Source organism: Amycolatopsis sp. lyj-90, from assembly GCF_046549035.1.
GTDB lineage: Bacteria > Actinomycetota > Actinomycetes > Mycobacteriales > Pseudonocardiaceae > Amycolatopsis.
This window is the reverse complement of the sequence record NZ_JAJPWP010000012.1, coordinates 115,937-131,344: the sequence shown is the minus strand read 5'-3', so window position 1 is coordinate 131,344 and position 15,408 is coordinate 115,937. Positions and strand designations below refer to the sequence as shown.

Annotated in this window: 15 protein-coding genes and 1 other RNA gene; 8 read left to right on the top strand and 8 right to left on the bottom strand. The window is 70.2% G+C overall.

Annotated elements, in window-relative coordinates; translation table 11 throughout:
• Positions 1-77 precede the first annotated feature (77 nt).
• Positions 78-911, top strand: coding sequence for a spermidine synthase (locus tag ACLJPX_RS36610; protein WP_410604899.1), 834 nt, complete (start codon positions 78-80; stop codon positions 909-911).
• A 143-nt stretch (positions 912-1,054) separates the two neighbouring features.
• Here ACLJPX_RS36610 and ffs read toward each other — a convergent pair.
• Positions 1,055-1,149, bottom strand: an RNA gene (gene ffs / locus ACLJPX_RS36605) — signal recognition particle sRNA small type.
• A gap of 46 nt (positions 1,150-1,195) precedes the next feature.
• On the opposite strand from ffs, the gene ACLJPX_RS36600 reads away from it, so the two are divergent.
• Positions 1,196-2,086, top strand: a complete 891-nt coding sequence (locus ACLJPX_RS36600; RefSeq protein WP_410604898.1) for a serine/threonine dehydratase — start codon at positions 1,196-1,198, stop codon at positions 2,084-2,086.
• Between the two features lies 1 nt (position 2,087).
• Here the strand turns inward: ACLJPX_RS36600 and ACLJPX_RS36595 are convergent, their stop codons facing one another.
• Together ACLJPX_RS36595 and ACLJPX_RS36590 are read right to left on the bottom strand one after the other, a co-directional pair.
• Complete coding sequence (locus ACLJPX_RS36595; protein WP_410604897.1) at positions 2,088-3,560, bottom strand: sensor histidine kinase; 1,473 nt, start codon at positions 3,558-3,560, stop codon at positions 2,088-2,090.
• Positions 3,538-4,287, bottom strand: a complete 750-nt coding sequence (locus tag ACLJPX_RS36590; protein WP_101611202.1) for a response regulator transcription factor — start codon at positions 4,285-4,287, stop codon at positions 3,538-3,540. The genes ACLJPX_RS36595 and ACLJPX_RS36590 overlap by 23 nt, the downstream gene beginning before the upstream one ends.
• Before the next feature lie 170 nt (positions 4,288-4,457).
• On the opposite strand from ACLJPX_RS36590, the gene ACLJPX_RS36585 reads away from it, so the two are divergent.
• The gene (locus tag ACLJPX_RS36585) at positions 4,458-5,063 is read left to right on the top strand and encodes a hypothetical protein (protein ID WP_410604896.1); all 606 of its coding nucleotides are present in this window, start codon (positions 4,458-4,460) and stop codon (positions 5,061-5,063) included.
• Here ACLJPX_RS36585 and ACLJPX_RS36580 read toward each other — a convergent pair.
• A complete protein-coding gene (locus tag ACLJPX_RS36580; RefSeq protein ID WP_410604895.1) occupies positions 5,057-6,130 on the bottom strand; it encodes a hypothetical protein in 1,074 nt (357 codons plus the stop codon). The two genes, ACLJPX_RS36585 and ACLJPX_RS36580, sit on opposite strands and share 7 nt — an antisense overlap.
• A 52-nt stretch (positions 6,131-6,182) precedes the next feature.
• Between ACLJPX_RS36580 and ACLJPX_RS36575 the strand changes: the two genes are divergently transcribed.
• The 3 genes from ACLJPX_RS36575 (at position 6,183) to ACLJPX_RS36565 (ending at position 8,285) form a co-directional block, all read left to right on the top strand.
• Positions 6,183-7,358 carry a sensor histidine kinase gene (locus ACLJPX_RS36575; RefSeq protein WP_410604894.1) on the top strand — a complete coding sequence of 392 codons (1,176 nt, stop codon included), beginning with the start codon at positions 6,183-6,185 and terminating at the stop codon, positions 7,356-7,358.
• Positions 7,355-8,011: a response regulator gene (locus tag ACLJPX_RS36570; protein WP_184896984.1), complete on the top strand. Its 657-nt coding sequence runs from the start codon at positions 7,355-7,357 to the stop codon at positions 8,009-8,011. The genes ACLJPX_RS36575 and ACLJPX_RS36570 overlap by 4 nt, the downstream gene beginning before the upstream one ends.
• 67 nt (positions 8,012-8,078) lie before the next feature.
• A complete protein-coding gene (locus tag ACLJPX_RS36565) occupies positions 8,079-8,285 on the top strand; it encodes a hypothetical protein (protein ID WP_410604893.1) in 207 nt (68 codons plus the stop codon).
• A gap of 408 nt (positions 8,286-8,693) precedes the next feature.
• On the opposite strand, the gene ACLJPX_RS36560 is transcribed toward ACLJPX_RS36565, so the two are convergent.
• The gene (locus ACLJPX_RS36560) at positions 8,694-9,146 is read right to left on the bottom strand and encodes a nitroreductase family deazaflavin-dependent oxidoreductase (RefSeq protein ID WP_410604892.1); all 453 of its coding nucleotides are present in this window, start codon (positions 9,144-9,146) and stop codon (positions 8,694-8,696) included.
• A 147-nt stretch (positions 9,147-9,293) separates the two neighbouring features.
• Between ACLJPX_RS36560 and ACLJPX_RS36555 the strand changes: the two genes are divergently transcribed.
• Positions 9,294-9,983, top strand: a complete 690-nt coding sequence (locus tag ACLJPX_RS36555; protein WP_410604891.1) for a TetR/AcrR family transcriptional regulator — start codon at positions 9,294-9,296, stop codon at positions 9,981-9,983.
• Here ACLJPX_RS36555 and ACLJPX_RS36550 read toward each other — a convergent pair.
• Positions 9,967-10,590 carry a TetR/AcrR family transcriptional regulator gene (locus ACLJPX_RS36550; RefSeq protein WP_410604890.1) on the bottom strand — a complete coding sequence of 208 codons (624 nt, stop codon included), beginning with the start codon at positions 10,588-10,590 and terminating at the stop codon, positions 9,967-9,969. The two genes, ACLJPX_RS36555 and ACLJPX_RS36550, sit on opposite strands and share 17 nt — an antisense overlap.
• Positions 10,591-10,599: 9 nt before the next feature.
• Complete coding sequence (locus ACLJPX_RS36545) at positions 10,600-10,794, bottom strand: hypothetical protein (RefSeq protein WP_410604889.1); 195 nt, start codon at positions 10,792-10,794, stop codon at positions 10,600-10,602.
• A 170-nt stretch (positions 10,795-10,964) separates the two neighbouring features.
• On the opposite strand from ACLJPX_RS36545, the gene ACLJPX_RS36540 reads away from it, so the two are divergent.
• Positions 10,965-12,488 carry a 3-hydroxyacyl-CoA dehydrogenase gene (locus ACLJPX_RS36540; protein WP_410605074.1) on the top strand — a complete coding sequence of 508 codons (1,524 nt, stop codon included), beginning with the start codon at positions 10,965-10,967 and terminating at the stop codon, positions 12,486-12,488.
• 63 nt (positions 12,489-12,551) lie between these two features.
• Here the strand turns inward: ACLJPX_RS36540 and ACLJPX_RS36535 are convergent, their stop codons facing one another.
• Positions 12,552-15,374, bottom strand: coding sequence for a PQQ-dependent sugar dehydrogenase (locus tag ACLJPX_RS36535; protein WP_410604888.1), 2,823 nt, complete (start codon positions 15,372-15,374; stop codon positions 12,552-12,554).
• Positions 15,375-15,408 lie beyond the last annotated feature (34 nt).

The window sequence follows — 15,408 nt, the reverse complement described above, 5'->3', positions numbered from 1 at the left end:
AATCTAACAGTGGCGCGTAGCGTCTCGATTGAGGGCGGCGGCGGGGGCATGGATGGATACCGGGAAGGGCCGACAGGGTGAGACCAGCACCGACCCCAGGCACGTATCCGGTCCGCTTCGGCACCGCCGAACTGATCCGTGACGCCGACCGCGCCAACGCCTGGACGATCTCGGTCGACGGTGTCGCCCAGTCGCACGTCGACCTCGACGACCCCACGGATCTGGAGTTCGACTACATCCGCCGGATCGCCGACGTCGTCGACTGCCTCGGCGAAGGCCCGCTCGACGTGCTGCACGTCGGCGGGGCGGCCTGCACGCTCCCCCGGTACATCGCCGCCGCACGGCCACGCTCACGGCAACTGGTCTTCGACGCCGACGGCGAACTCGTCACGCTCGTCCGCGAGCAGTTGGGCCTGAAGGGGCTGAAGGTGCGTGTCGGCGACGGCCGCGAAGGTGTCTCCGGCCGGTATGACGCTTCGGCCGACCTGGTCATCGTGGACGCCTTCGAACGCGGGGTCCTCGCCGGCGGGCTCGCGACCGTGGAGTTCACGAACGAGGTCGCGCGGGTCCTCCGGCCGTCGGGAACCTACGTCGCCAACGTGTCCGACGGCCCGAACCTGCCGTTCCTTCGCCGGTTCCTGGCGACACTGGCGACGTCGTTCCCGCACCTGGTCCTGCTCGCAGAACCCGGCGTCCTCCGGGGCCGCCGCTTCGGCAACGTCGTGGTCGCCGCGTCCCGCACGGAACTCCCGGTCACGGACCTGACCCGCCGGGCCGCCTCGTCCGCCTACCCGGCCCGCTGCGTGGCGGGAAACGACCTCCGCGACCTGCAAGGCAAAGCGCGCCCCATCACCGACGCGGAAGCCCTGCCGTCGCCGATCCCGCCAAAAGACGTCTTCGGAATCTTCTGAGCCCCGCTGCTCACCGCACACTGATCACCGCACCTTGGTCCACCGCACCTTGGTCCACCGCACCTTGGTCACCTGAGCGACCAACCGTGGGGGGTCCGGGGGGCGAAGCCCCGCCGGGCGGGTTTGGGGTCGCACCCCAAAAATCAAGGGGACCCCGCGCACCCGTCAGAGCTTGCTTATCCTTGCTGCCTTCCGGCCCTGGGGAGGTTCACAAGATGGACGCCGCGCGGGGTCCGGGGACCAGTGTAGTCACTCCCGCCCCGGCATGGAGGACAGTGGGGGGTATGAGTACTCCGACCTGGGCCGATGTCCTCCAAGCCGCCGAAGCCGTCCACCCGTTCGTGCGACGCACGCCGGTGTTGCGCGCCGAGGTCGACGGGCGTCCGCTGGTCCTCAAACTGGAGCATCTGCAGCGGAGCGGGTCGTTCAAACTGCGGGGCGCGGTGAACGCGCTGGTGAGCGGGCCGTTGCCGGAGCGGGTGCTGACGGCGTCCGGCGGTAACCACGGGCTGGGCGTGGCGACGGCGGCTTCGCTGCTGAATCTGCCCGCGACGGTGTACGTGCCGGAGTCGGCTCCGCAGGCGAAGACAGACCGGATCGAGGCGGCGGGCGCGAAGCTCATCCGTCACGGAGCGACGTACGCCGAGGCGGCCGCGAAGGCGCTCGAAGCCGCCTCCGAGCCTGGTACTCGGTACCTGCACGCGTACGACGATCCCACCGTTATCGCCGGTCAGGGCACTGTGGCGGCCGAAGTGATCCAGGACGCGCCGGACGTCGACGCGTTCCTGGTCGCGGTCGGCGGTGGGGGTCTGGTCGCCGGGACGTCGCTGGCCGGGTTGTCGACGTTCGCCGTCGAGCCGGAGCGGTGCCGCGCGCTCGGCGCGGCACTGGAGGCGGGCGAGCCGGTGGACGTGGAGATCGACTCGGTGGCGGCGTCCGCGCTGGGCGCGACCAGGATCGGGAGCGTGCCCTTCGGGGTGCTCCGGGACAGGGTGACGTCGGTGCTGGTCAGCGACGCGGAACTGCTGGCCGCGCGCGACCGGCTCTGGGAGGAGTTCCGCCTCGCCGTCGAACCGGCCGCCGCGGTGCCGTTCGCCGCGTGGCTGGCCGGGCGGACCGAGGGCGAGCTGCCCTGCGTCATCCTGTGCGGCGCCAACAGCGAATGGACCCCCTGAATCAGGCGGCCCGCAACCGGACCTGGAACTCCGTCCGCCCCGGACGGCTGGTGACCCCGACCTGCCCGCCGTGCGCGCCGACGACGGCCGCGACGATGGCCAGGCCGAGTCCGGTGCTGCCCGCCGCCCGCGAACGCGAATCGTCACCGCGGGCGAACCGCTCGAAGACGTCCGGGAGGATCTCCGGCGGGATCCCCGGCCCTCCGTCGACAATGGACAGTGTCACCACGGAATCCACTATGGACAGAGAGGTGGTGACCTCGGTGCCGGCCGGGGTGTGCGTACGGGCGTTGCCCAGCAGGTTGATCACCACCTGGTGCAGCTGATCCGCGTCACCGAGGACGGTGATCGGTTCGGGCGGGACCTCCAGCAGCCACCGGTGCTCCGGCCCGGCGACGTGCGCGTCGGCGACGGCGTCCGCGACCAGCCGGGAGAGATCCACCGGTTCGTGCACCACCGGACGACCGGAGTCGAGCCGCGCGAGCAGCAGCAGATCCTCGACCAGCCCGGTCATCCGCGTCGATTCCGATTCCACCCGTCCCATCGCAAAGGCGATGTCCGGCGGCACCTCGGAGCCGGACCGCCGGGTGAGTTCCGCGTAGCCGCGGATGGCCGCGAGCGGGGTCCGCAGTTCGTGGCTGGCGTCCGCGACGAACCGGCGCACCCGGCTCTCGCTGGCCTGACGGGCGGACAGCGCGTGGGAAATGTGGCCGAGCATGCGATTGAGCGCGAAGCCGACCTTGCCGACCTCGGTCCGCGGGTCGGTGTCCACTTCGGACACTCGTTCGGACAGCGCGACCTCGCCGCGGTCCAGCGGGAGTTCGGCGACCCTGGTCGCGGTGGCGGCCAGCCGGTCGAGGGGTTTCATGGTGCGCCGCACGGTCACCGCGCCGAGCGCGCCCGCCAGCACGATGCCGCCGACGGCGACCCCGCCGAAGATGAAACCCAGGTTCCACAACGTGTCCGTGACGTCCTTGGTGGGCAGTCCGGTGATCGAGATGCCGCCGTTGGAAAGCGGCTTCGCCACCACGCGGTACTCACCGAGCGGCCCGAGGTCCACATCACTGGGCTCGCTGCCCGGCCCCGACCGCAGCAGGGTGTCGATCTGGGCCCGGGTGATCTCGTCGTGCGGGAACGGGTCGAGGACCTTCGCGTCGTAACTGGACCGCAGCACCGCGGCGAGCACACGTCCGTCCGGGAACACGCTCACGAACAACGAACCCGTGCTCTGGCCGTAGGCGCGCAAACCTTCGGGAACCCTTTCCCCGCCGGGACGGCCCGAGGGCGGCGGGCGGCCGGCACGCTGGCTGGTCTCGTCGAGCCGGGCGTCGAGCTGGTCGATCAGGATGTCCCGCAACGCCAGTTCGGTCACCACGCCCACCACCAGGCAGACGAGCGCGAGCAGCCCCGCGACCTGCGCGATCAGCCGCCGCCGCAGGGACCACGGCCGCCTAGCCCGCGGGCTTGAGGACATATCCGGCGCCGCGCATCGTGTGGATCATCGGTTCCCTGTCGGCGTCGATCTTCTTGCGGAGGTAGGAGATGTACAGCTCGACGATGTTGGCCTGGCCGCCGAAGTCGTAGCTCCACACGCGGTCGAGGATCTGCGCCTTCGACAGCACGCGCTTCGGGTTGCGCATGAGATAGCGCAGCAGTTCGAACTCGGTCGCGGTCAGCGGCACCGGATCGCCGCCGCGGTGCACCTCGCGGCTGTCCTCGTCCAGGGTCAGGTCGCCGACGACCAGCGTCGAACCGCTCGGCCCGGCGACCCCGCCCGCGCGCCGGAGCAGCGCGCGCAGCCGCAGGGCGACTTCCTCCAGGCTGAACGGTTTGGTGACGTAGTCGTCGCCGCCCGCGGTGAGCCCGGCGATGCGGTCCTCCACCGCGTCCTTCGCGGTCAGGAACAGCACCGGCAGGTTCGGCACCTCGGAACGCAGGCGGCGCAGGACGTCCAGGCCGCTCATGTCCGGCAGCATGACGTCCAGCACCACCGCGTCCGGCCGGAATTCCCTGGCGACGCGGACCGCCTCGGTGCCGTCGGCGGCGGTGCGGATGTCCCAGCCCTCCATCCGCAGGGCCATCGACACGAGTTCGGACAAGGTCGCCTCGTCGTCGACGACCAGCACCCGCACGGGGCTGCCGTCGGCGCGGCGCAGGCCCGCCTTCGCGGAACCGGACGAAGGGACGTTCACACTGGTCATGCTGCCATCCTGGGCGGCGCCGGTGAGCCTTCCCTGTGTCCCGCCTGTGCGTTTCCTGTGAACGATCACCCGGCAGGGGAAGGAAACACAGCGCGTGCCCACCGACGGCACAGCTTCCGCACAGCGACGGCGAACACGATGGCCGCAACCGAGTACACGGAGGCGACCAGATGACCGAACCGACCAAACCCGCCGAACCCCCGGCGGGTGAGACAGCCGCCTGGGGCGCACCTGCTCCGGCGGGCGAACCGAAGAAGGCCTGGTCGGGCCGCAAGACCGCGATCGCGGCCGGGGTGGCGGTGGTGATCGCCGCCGGTGGCGGCGCCGCGATCTGGGCCGGGACCGCCGCGAACGGCGCCGAACAGAGCCAGGGCGGGATGGGCGGCCCGGGCGGCCGGGTGCTCGTCGGCCCAGGCGGAGGGATGCCGCGCGACGCGCTGCACGGCGACTTCGTCGTCTCCGACGGGAAAGGCGGCTACAGCACCGAACGGCTGCAGACCGGGGAGATCACCGAGATCAGCGCGACGTCCGTCAGCCTGACCAGCAAGGACGGCTACAAGCAGGTCTACACGGTCGATTCGTCGACACGGAAGACCGGCGATCCCAAGATCGGCGAGACGGTGACGGTGACCGCCAAGGTCTCCGGGAACACCGCGACGGCGACGACCCTCGGCAAGGCCGGGCAGAACCAGCGCGGCCAGAACGGCGGCCAGCCGGGGCAGGGCCAGCGTGGTCAAGGCCAGCCTGGCCAGGACGGACCGCCGCCCGGCTACTGACGCACGGCGGCGAGCAGCGCGGCGGCCGTCTCGGCGGGTTCCTGTCCGGAGGTGTCGAGGACGACGCGGTCGTCGCGAGAATGCCGCATCCGAGCGGCCTCGTCGAGGGCGCGGGCGACCACCCCGTCCCGCACGCCGGAGGGCACGCCGCGGAGTTCGTCGCCTGCCAGCAGCGCGGATTCGCCCTCGGCCCGGCGGCGGACGCGTTCGGTGAGGGTCGCGGCGTCGGCGTCGAGGTGGACGACCTTGATCTCGTCGAAGACTTGCCGGTGCTCCGAGCGGAATTCCCTGGCCACGACGAGCAATCGCCGCGCTCCAGCGTCGCGGTAACCGCGCCAGACGGCCGCGAGGATCGCCGCCTCCACGGCCGGATCCGGGCCGGGGTGCACGAACCCGAACTGCGCGAGATCGACGTAGGCGACCGGCTCCCCCTGCGCCCAGAAGTCCCGCAGCGCGCTGAACGCGGCCGTCGACTTGCCGACCGCCGTCGGGCCGGTCACCACGGTCACCGGCCCGGGCAGTGGCTCCACAGCGGCAGGTGGCAGGACCGGCCCGTCTTCGACGACGCAGCGGCGGCACAGGACGTCCACGGTCTCGTCGGGCCGCTGTCCGGTCGTGTCCAGCCGCTCGCCGAAGCCGGTGCGGTCGTAGGCTTCCGCCACCGCGAAGAGATCGGGCAGGGCGGCGGCGGGCGAACCGCGTTCGAGGAACCGGCTCCGGAGTTCGTCGCGAGCACAAGTGAGCCGGATGAGCGTGAGCTCGAAGTCGCGGCCCTCGAAGTACGCCTCGATACCGTTTTCGGGGTCCACGATCCCCGACACGACGAGTTGCCTGGCGCCCCGGCCGCGCAGGATCTCCAGCACCCGCAGCAGATTGGCCGCCTTGATCGCGTGCGAAGCTTCGCCACCTCCCGGGGGCGGGCCGATCAGGCCGAGCTGATCGATGTCGACGTAAGCGACGTTGCCGCCCGATTCCGCGATGCGCGTGTACAAACCCCAGGCGGTGGTGGATTTTCCCGCTCCCGGTGCCCCGGTCGTCCAGAGCACGGGCGTCTTCACGGCCGTCATGGCTTTTGATCTTAGGAACCCCTGTCCACCGAAATAGGGCAGAGTTGGGCGCGTGCGGGACATCAGTGGTTCGCTGGCGAGACAGGCGTGTGCGGTCGCGGCCGTCTGCCTGGTGGCCGACGCCGGGCTGTTCCTCATCGCCGGGCCGCCGCTCTCGCTCGGCTGGCAGGCGTGGGTGGTGCTGGCAGGCGGGATCCTCGCCAACGCCGCGCTCGCCGGACCGTCGCGGTACTCCGGCTGGGTTTCGGCCGCGCACGGCGTGCTGCTCACCGCCGCGCCGCTCCTGCTGTTCCCCTACGACCACTATCTGCAGGCCACGAACGCGGGCGTGCTGATCGCGGGCTACCGCGCGGGCGCCTGGCTTTCGACGAAACCCGCGCTGGCCGCCCTCGGCGCGATGCTCGCCGGGCTGGTCGCCTGCAACGTCATCCCGGTCGACCGGGGCGACCGGGATTGGCGGCTGCTGCTCATCGACGTCGGCGTGAGCGGGCTGCTGCCGTGGATGGTCGGCCGCTACACGACCGCGCGGCGCGCGTACATCGCCGATCTCCAGCGCGCGGAGGACCAACGGCGACAACACGAAACCGAGGCGGTGCGCCGTGCCGTCATCGAAGAGCGCACGACGATCGCCCGCGACCTGCACGACGTGATCTCGCATCATGTCAGCGCGATCGGCGTGCACGCCGGCGCCGCGCGGCTCGGGCTGCCGGAGGGCGAACCCGCCGTGCGGCGTTCGCTCTCCGCCGTCGAATCGTCGAGCCGGGCCGCGATGGCCGATCTGCGGCGTCTGCTGGATCTGTTGCACGGCAAGGAGAACGGGGACGCGCAGCGGCAACCGGGGCTGGACAACCTCGATGAGCTGCTCGACAACCTCCGCACCGCCGGACTTCCCGCGCGGCTGACCAGCCACGGCGGGCAGCGGGAACTGCCGGGGTCGGTGGACATCGCGCTGTACCGCATCGCGCAGGAGGCGCTGACGAACGCGCTCCGGCACGGCTCCGGCAAGACCGTGGAGATCGACCTCGCCTACCGGCAGACCGAGGTCGTCCTCACCATCACGAACGGAATCGGCCGCACGAGCCGGAACTCGGCCGCCGAATCGACGAAACGCGGTCTCGCCGGGATCAGGCAGCGGGTCGCGTTGTTCGGCGGGGAAGCGGAATGCGGACCGCTCGACGACGGGCGGCACTGGCGGGTTCGAGTCGGATTTCCTTTGGAGGCGGAGTGATCCGGGTTCTGCTGGCGGACGACCACGCGATGTTCCGGTCCGGGATGCGCGCGGTACTGGACACCCAGGCGGATTTCGAATGCGTCGGTGAGGCCGCGGACGGGCGCGAGGCCGTCACGCAGGCGGCCGCGCTGCGCCCGGACGTCGCGGTGCTCGACGTCCGGATGCCCAAATTGGACGGCCTGGCCGCGACCGAGGCGATCATGTCCGCGCCGGGCAACGACACCCGCGTCCTCGTGCTGACGACCTACGACTCCGACGAGTACGTCTACCGCGCGCTGCGGGCCGGGGCGAGCGGGTTCCTGTTGAAGAGCCTCGCCCCCGAAGAGCTCGTCTCGGCCATGCGGGTGGCCGCGCGCGGTGACGCGCTGATCGATCCGACGGTGACCCGGCGGCTGGTGTCGACCTTCGCCACCAGCATCGAACCCGTCGCCGCCGAACCGGCGGAGCTGGAGCGGCTCACCTCACGCGAACGCGAAGTCCTCATGCTGGTCGCCGACGCTTCCAGCAACGCGGAGATCGCCGTGCGCCTGCACGTGGGCGAAGAGACGGTGAAGACCCACGTCTCCCGGATCCTGGCGAAACTCGGGCTGCGCGACCGGGTGCACGCCGTCGTCTACGCCTACCGCAACGGCCTCGTCGGCGGTCGGTGATCGGTTCGCCGGACTGGGCTCGCGGTGTCAGAATCGCCCCAAGGCACGTCGAGGCGGGGAGCTGCGCATGAAACGCTGGGTCACGCTCACGATCGGACTGGTCTTCCTGCTGGTCGGCGGTGTCTGGGTGCTCCAGGGCGCCGGCGTGCTGACCGGCAGCTTCATGACCGGGCAGAAACTGTGGTTCCTGATCGGGCTCGTCGCTTTCCTGGTCGGGGTGGTGCTGGTGGCGGCCACCGCTCGTCGCTCCCGGCGGGCACGGTCCGAGGACTAGGCGATCGGTGCGGGTGGTCGTGCTCGTGCCGTCCCTCGGTGTCGGCCTCAGGGCGGGTGTTGCGAAAGTGCCGTTCGCAACGCTGAAGGTTGCGAAAGTGGCTTTCGCAACACCGGGGATGGGGTGGCGATAGGCGCGGGTTGGTCGTGAGTGGCGATTCGGGTTAGGACCAAGGGGGTCTTTGGTCCTAACGCCTTCTGACTGCGGTCGCTCACAGTCCCGGCCATGAAGGGCCCCTTGCCTCGGCTCAGCCGAAGAAACTCGACCCTCACGCCTTCCCCAAGTACGTGATGGCCCCCTTCCTTGCGCTAGACGCAAGGAAGGGGGCCATCACGTACTTCAGGGTGACCAGGACCCCGAGTCGCCAGACCCTCACGCCTCACCTCTCACCGCCCTACCTCTCACCGGCTAGGCGATCTTGAAGATCGGGTACCCGGGCGCGATCGCCAGGAGCGTTTCGTCGGACGCCTTCGCGTCGACACCGTCGAAGAACACGCCGACCTCGAACTTCCAGCGCTTGAGGTAGGCGCGCAGGATCTCGGGCTTCTCGTCGTCGGCGAGTTCGGTGTAGGTGAACGTCTCCGTGCGCCGCCCGACGCTGAGCTGCCCTTCGCCCGCGACGCGCAGGTTGCGGACCCACTGCGTGACGCCGCGCGGCGCGACCAGGTAGCGCTCGCCGTCGAGCTTCAGCAGGTTGACCGGGACCGAGCGCAGCTCACCGCTCTTGCGACCGCGGACCGAGAGGACCCGGCTGCCCAGGACGCTGACGCCGAGCTTCGTCAGCTTGAGCACGAACTCGTTGAACGCGTTGGTCGCCTTGGCCGGCTTCAGGTAGCGGGTGGCGGTGGCTGCGGTGGTCATCTCGTCTCCTCGGACTCTGCTGGATCTCGCTCTGCTGAATCAAACTCTGCGAGAGCAGTGCTCTCTGTTAAGAGCAGTGAACACCAGAGCGGCGCCTCGCGTCAAGAGCAGCGCTCTCTTTTAGGTGCGATGCTCTACAGTGAGAGCATGGCCGCCACCCAGACCGCGCGCGAACGCGCCCGTGCCGAGCTCACCCGCGAGATCAAGGACGAAGCCCGCCGCCAGCTCGCCGAAGTCGGCGCGCTCGGCCTTTCACTCCGCGCCGTCGCGCGCGAGCTGGGCATGGTCTCGTCGGCGCTCTATCGGTACTTCTCCAGTCGCGAGCAGCTGCTGACCGACCTGATCCTCGACGCCTACAACGCCGTCGGCGAGGCCGCGGAGGCCGCCGACGACACGAAGAAGTCCTCATTGGAACGGTGGGAAGCGATCTGGCACGCGGTCCGCGCCTGGGCGAAGGCGCATCCGCACGAGTACGCGCTGATCTACGGCTCGCCGATTCCCGGCTACCAGGCCCCGCAGGACACCATCGCGCCCGCGGGCCGGGTGGCGTTCGCACTGGTCGCGGTGTTGCGCGACGCAAACCTCCGGGTCGAGACCGAGGTCGGCGAGATGCCTGTCGAGCTCCTGCACCAGCTCGACGCCGTCGCCGGAATCCTCAAGATCAACCTGGCCCCCGAGACGGCTTCCCGGCTGATCATGGCGTGGACCCAGCTGTTCGGGATGATCAACTTCGAACTGTTCGGCCAGTACGTCGGCTCCGTCGACCCGTCGGACGCCTTCTTCGCGCACGGAATCCGTCAGATGGCCGAGTTCACCGGGATCAAGATGACCGGCTGAGCGCGGTCCAAGACCGCATCAACAGCTGGACGGCGTCCACCGCGTCCTCGTCGCCGGTCCCCTCGGGACTGAGGAATCGCTGCAGCAAAAGACCGTCCTCGAGCGCGTGCAGGATCAGCGCGAGAAAGGCCGGGTCGGCGGGCGGCGCCGCGCCCCGGGCGGCGAGCTCGGTCCGGACGGAGGTCTCCAGCAGTGCCCTTGTCGACTTCTCGCCTTCGCCGACGAGCGGCCGCGCCTCGGGATTCCTCAGCGCGTACAGGGCCAGCTCGGTGCGCAGGATCAGCCAGCCTTCGAGGTGTTCGGCGCGCTCGACGTTCCAAGCGCGCAGCCGGTCCATCAGCTCGGCGAAGGAATCCACGCTCGAGCTCAGCGCGGCCACCTCCTCGGCCTCGCGCTGGGTCCGGCGGCGCAGCAGCTCGACGACCAGTTCGTGCTTGCCGTCGAAGTTGCCGTAGAAGGCTCCGCGCGTGAAGCCGGCGCGTTCGGCGATCTGCTCGACCGACGTGCCGTTGACCCCGCGTTCGGCGAACAGCTCGGCGGCCGCCGCGAGCAGGCGCTGTTTGGTCTGCTCGCGGCTTTCTTCCCGCGTCAAGCGTTTCGCCGTCACATGGCGATCTTAGAGTTCGCGGCTTCCCTGCCGGCCGGTCAGCCAGACCCCGCCCGCGAGGACGGCGACGGCGACCACGACGGCCAGCGCGGTGAGCGGCCACAACGCCTGGCTCGCGAAGAAGGCGCCGACGGCCCCGAAGAGAACGGCGACGAGGAGCAACGGCGTGGTCCGGACGGCTGCGGCGGCGGGGACGGTGGCCATGGGAGCTTTCCCTTCGAGGGTGGTGCGCGGAACACTCGGTTTTCGCGGATGGGACCGCGCCGGTTCGGTGGCCTTACGCCGGGTGGGGCACGGATCACCCTTCCGGGCGAGATATCGGCGTGACGGCTAACGTCACGCCGGGGACGGCATCGAGGGAAAGGCGGCTCGCGGTGGAGAAGTGGGCGGAGCAGGTCGGCAGGATCCGGGTCATCGGAACCGGGGTGATGGGCCGGGGCATCGTCCAGCTCGCCGTGACGGCGGGGCTCGAAGTCGAGCTCGCCGACGCCCGGCCCGACGCGGTCGGCGAGGCCATCGACCACGTCGGCGCGATGCTCGGCAAACTCGCCTCGAAGGGCAAGATCACCGAAGAAGCCGCCGCGTCCGCGAAAGGGCGGCTGATCGCGGCCGACGGACCGCTGGCGCCCGCCGACGGCGTGGACCTCGTCATCGAAGCCGTCCGCGAGGATCTCGAGATCAAACGCGCGCTGTTCGCCGAGCTGGAACGCGTCTGCGGCCCGGACACCGTGTTCGCCACCAACACCAGTTCGCTTTCGGTCACCGAGATCGGCGCCGCGCTGACCGATCCCGGCCGGTTGCTCGGCCTCCACTTCTTCAACCCGGTCCCGCTGATGCGGCTGGTCGAGGTCGTCCCCGGCGCGCGGACCGCGGCCTGGCTGCCGCCCGCGATGACCGAACTCGTCCGCGGCTGGGGACACGAACCCGTCCTCGCCCGCGACGCGCCGGGCTTCCTGGTCAACCACGCCGGCCGCGGACTGGGCACCGAGGCATTGCAGATCCTCTCCGAGGGGATCGCGAGCCCGGCCGAAGTGGACCGCGTCGCGCGTGACGTGCTGGGCCTGAAACTCGGCCCGTTCGAACTGCTCGACCTCACCGGTCTCGACGTCTCGCACGCCGTGCTCGAAAGCATCTGGAGCGGTTTCCACGGCGAACCGCGGCTGCGGCCGTCGTGGCAGACGCGGCCCCGGGTCGCCGCCGGGCTGTTCGGGCGCAAGAACGGCGAGGGCTTCTACCGCTACGTCGACGGCGCGCAGCAGGTCGCCCCGGAGCCGCCCGCCCCGGAAGCGCCGGCGACACCGGTCTGGGTCGAGGACGAACGCCTCGGCACGCTGCTCTCGTCGGCGGGGATCCAGGTCGTGCACTCCGCCTACCCGGACACCGTCCTGATCGTCAGCCCGATCGGATCGTCCACTGTGGACGCCGCGCTGGCCGCGGGTCTCCCGGCGGACCGGGTCGTCGGGGTCGATCCGCTCGGCGGCTACGGGAAACGCCTGACCCTTTCGGTCCATCCCGCGCTCGACCCCGCCGCCGGCCGCACCGCCTGGGGCGCGCTCGCCGCGACCGGGCTGCCGGTGACCGTGGTCCGCGACGGCCCCGCGCCGATCGCGCAACGGCTGCTGGCGTCGATCGTCAACACCGCCTGCTTCATCGCCGGGCAACGGCTCGCGACGCCGGAGGACATCGACACCGCCGTCCGGCTCGGCCTCGGCTACCCGCGCGGACCGCTGACCTGGGGCGAGGAGGCGGGCGCGGACCTCGTGCTGCGGGTCCTGCGCGGACTCGTCGCGAGCACCGGCGACCAGCGCTACCGGCCGAGCGGCTGGCTCACCGAACGGGTCGCGCTCGGCCTCCCACTCACCTCGGCGGGCACCTCACCGGACGACCTTCTCCGCTAGATACGTGAAGGCCCCCTTCACCGCGCTAGGCGCAGTGAAGGGGGCCTTCACGTACTTACGGCCTTACCAGCGGCGGTCGGTCACCGCGCCGTTGGAGGCGTTCCAGAACACGTAGCCGCCCTGGAAGTTGTTCTGCCGTCCGCCGGTGACCGAGATCTCGTCGGACGTCGGGTACCTCAGGTACGAGGTTTCCCAGCCGAGCGCGGCCCAGCGCTGCCGGATCGCACCGTAGATCGCGTGCGCGTCGGTCTGCATCGTCCAGTAGACCGACCCGGCCTTGGTGAAGTGGTTGTACCGGCCGACGCCGTCCGGAGTCGCCGACTCGTCGGTCGACGGGTATCCGAGGGGCCCCGCTTCCCAGCCGAGCTCCTCCCACTTCGCACGGATCCGGCCCCAGATCGCCCTGGCGTCGGTCTGCACCGTGTAGTAGATCGACGCGTTCTTGCTGAAGTGGTTGTAGCGACCGGCCTTGTCCGGCGTGATGTGCTCGTCCGTGCTCGGGTAGCCGAGTTCACCGGCCTCCGCGCCCAGCGCCTTCCACTTCACCCGGATCCGGCCGAACACCGGATGCGCGCCCGTGTTCACCGTGTAGTAGATCGACGACTGCATCTTGCCGGGCCACACCGGGAAGTCGTTGAAGCGCCCGATGGTGTCCGGAGTGGTCTGCTCGTCGGTCGCGGGCGGGCCGAACTCCTTGTGGCCGCCCAGAGCGAGGTACTTCTTGAGGATCTCGCCCTCGATCTGCTTGACGCCCGTTTCCTTGGACCAGTACAGCCGTCCGCGCTCGTAGGTGCGGAAGCGGACCGTGCCGTCGACGGCCTCGGGCGCCGTCGGCGCGCCGAGTCGTTGCGCCACCGCGGGTTCGTCGCGGTAGCGCTTGTCGATCGGCGTGATGTAGTTCGCCGTGAGCGTCAGATCCGTGGTGCCCATGGTGACGTTCGTCAGCCGCCCGGTGGCCCCGTTGGACCAGCCGGTGAAGGTCGACGAACCGTCCGAAGCGACCTCGGCCGCCTGGATCTCGACGGTCGCGCCTTCGACCACCATCGCCGAAGCAGCCCCGCCTTCCGGCGTGATGCCGAGCGCGGCGGCGACGTTGCTGGTCAGCGTGAGGCGGTGTTCCTTCGGCTTCGCGACGTAGGTCTTCGAGACCGTGACACCGGCGCTGTCGGTCGCCGACGCGGTGAACTCCAGGTTCGAGTCCGTGTGGTCGGTGAACGGCATGGTGAACTCGGGGCCGGTGGCGCCGTGGTCCGGATGCGCGTGGCAGACCGCGTTCTCCGGGCAGTGCCGGACCAGCGTGGTCCAGGTGACCGGCAGGGCGCCGTCCTCGGTGTCGGTGACGGTCGCGCCGACCTTGACCTCCTCGCCGACCGCGAACAGGCGGTCACCGGGGTCGGTCATGGTCAGCTTCGGCGAGTGGTTCCCCGGCGCCACGGCGATGTCCGTGCTGCCGGCCGCCTGCAGGCCGTCCTTCACCGTCAGCTTGGCGGTGAACTTCTCGGTCCCCGCCGCGTAGATGTGGCTGACCTTCGCCCCGGTGCCGGTGGTGCCGTCGCCGAAGTCCCACTCGTAGGTCAGGGGGTCGTTGTCGAAGTCGTAGGAAGCGCTGCCGTCGAACGAAACCGTGCGGGTTTCGGGGTTCGTCTCGGAAGTGGCGACCGCGACCGGTGCCTTGTTCCCGGTGGTGTAGCTGAGCCGCTTCAGCATGCCGGTGTAGATGTCGGCGTAGACGAGGTCGCCGTTGGCCGCGGCCGCGAACTTGACCGGACCGCCGATACCGGTGAACTTCGGCGGCTTCTCCTGCGCGCGGACGACCCGGCCCTGCGTGTCGTACTTGGCCGTCCACAGCTTCTGCGTGGCGTAGTCGCCGAAGAAGTAGGCGCCCCGGTACTCCTCCGGGTACGACTCTCCATTGTAGACAATGCCGCCGGTGATGCTGTTGCCGTTGTCGGGGCCCTGGCCGTGCTGGACCACCAGCATCGGCGGGGTGTTCACGGCCGAGGCGCATTCCGCCATCGTGGAGAAACCGTCAGCGGGCTGGTTGCCTTCGAAGCACGGCCAGCCGTGGTTCGCGCCCTTCTGGACGAAGTTGATCTCTTCCCAGGTGCCCCAGCCGACGTCGCCGACCACCGGGAGACCGGTGCTGGCGTCGAGGCTGAACCGGAACGGGCTGCGGAAGCCGCTCGCGAACACCTTGGAACGCAGCGAGTTCGGGTTCGCCGCGACGTAGTAGGGGTTGTCCGGCACGCCGGCGCCGTCCGCGGTGACGTGGAAGATCTTGCCGAAGACCTTGTCGAGGTCGTACACGTTCAGCGCGAACGGGTCGGCCTTCCCCTGGAACCGGGAGCTGTCGCCGGTCGAGACCCACACCGTGCCGTCGGGGGCGGCGACGACACCGGTGATGCCGTGGATGTCGGTGTTGGCCGCGCCCTCGACGAGGACCTTCTCCGCGGTCAGCCCGGTCGGCTCGGCGGTGCCGGTGGCCGTCCAGCGCGAGGCGCGCAGGGCGATGCCGCCACCGGCGACGTCGACCGCGCGGGCGGTGTAGACCGCGCGGGAGGTCGCGAAGTCGGGGGCGATCGCGATCCCGACCAGGCCGAGGTCACCGGTGCTGCGGACGGGCAGGCTGGCGATGTTCTGCGCCTGTCCGGTGGTGGACACCCAGGCGACGTTGCCGCCCTTTCCGGTGGTCAGGATCGAGCCGTCGGGCAGGTAGGCGAAGTCGGTCAGGTCGTACGGAGCCTGACCGCTCGGCTGGTCACGAAGGACGAAGCCGGGTGGCAACACGGGCGCCGCGGACGCCACAGTGGACGTCAACGGCACCAGCAAGGTCACTATCAGCAGTGTCACGAGGGCGTGACAGAGCGCACGGAATCTCGAAGGCATGCAGAAGCCCCTTTCCCCAGTCGAACGTCTCATC

Excerpts from the sequence above, each read along its gene's own strand:
- ACLJPX_RS36600 (WP_410604898.1), top strand. The coding sequence starts at position 1,196 with ATGAGTACTCCGACCTGGGCCGATGTCCTCCAAGCCGCCGAAGCCGTC.
- ACLJPX_RS36595 (WP_410604897.1), bottom strand. The coding sequence starts at position 3,560 with ATGTCCTCAAGCCCGCGGGCTAGGCGGCCGTGGTCCCTGCGGCGGCGG.
- ACLJPX_RS36590 (WP_101611202.1), bottom strand. The coding sequence starts at position 4,287 with ATGACCAGTGTGAACGTCCCTTCGTCCGGTTCCGCGAAGGCGGGCCTG.
- ACLJPX_RS36585 (WP_410604896.1), top strand. The coding sequence starts at position 4,458 with ATGACCGAACCGACCAAACCCGCCGAACCCCCGGCGGGTGAGACAGCC.
- ACLJPX_RS36580 (WP_410604895.1), bottom strand. The coding sequence starts at position 6,130 with ATGACGGCCGTGAAGACGCCCGTGCTCTGGACGACCGGGGCACCGGGA.
- ACLJPX_RS36565 (WP_410604893.1), top strand. The coding sequence starts at position 8,079 with ATGAAACGCTGGGTCACGCTCACGATCGGACTGGTCTTCCTGCTGGTC.
- ACLJPX_RS36560 (WP_410604892.1), bottom strand. The coding sequence starts at position 9,146 with ATGACCACCGCAGCCACCGCCACCCGCTACCTGAAGCCGGCCAAGGCG.
- ACLJPX_RS36555 (WP_410604891.1), top strand. The coding sequence starts at position 9,294 with ATGGCCGCCACCCAGACCGCGCGCGAACGCGCCCGTGCCGAGCTCACC.
- ACLJPX_RS36545 (WP_410604889.1), bottom strand. The coding sequence starts at position 10,794 with ATGGCCACCGTCCCCGCCGCCGCAGCCGTCCGGACCACGCCGTTGCTC.
- ACLJPX_RS36535 (WP_410604888.1), bottom strand. The coding sequence starts at position 15,374 with ATGCCTTCGAGATTCCGTGCGCTCTGTCACGCCCTCGTGACACTGCTG.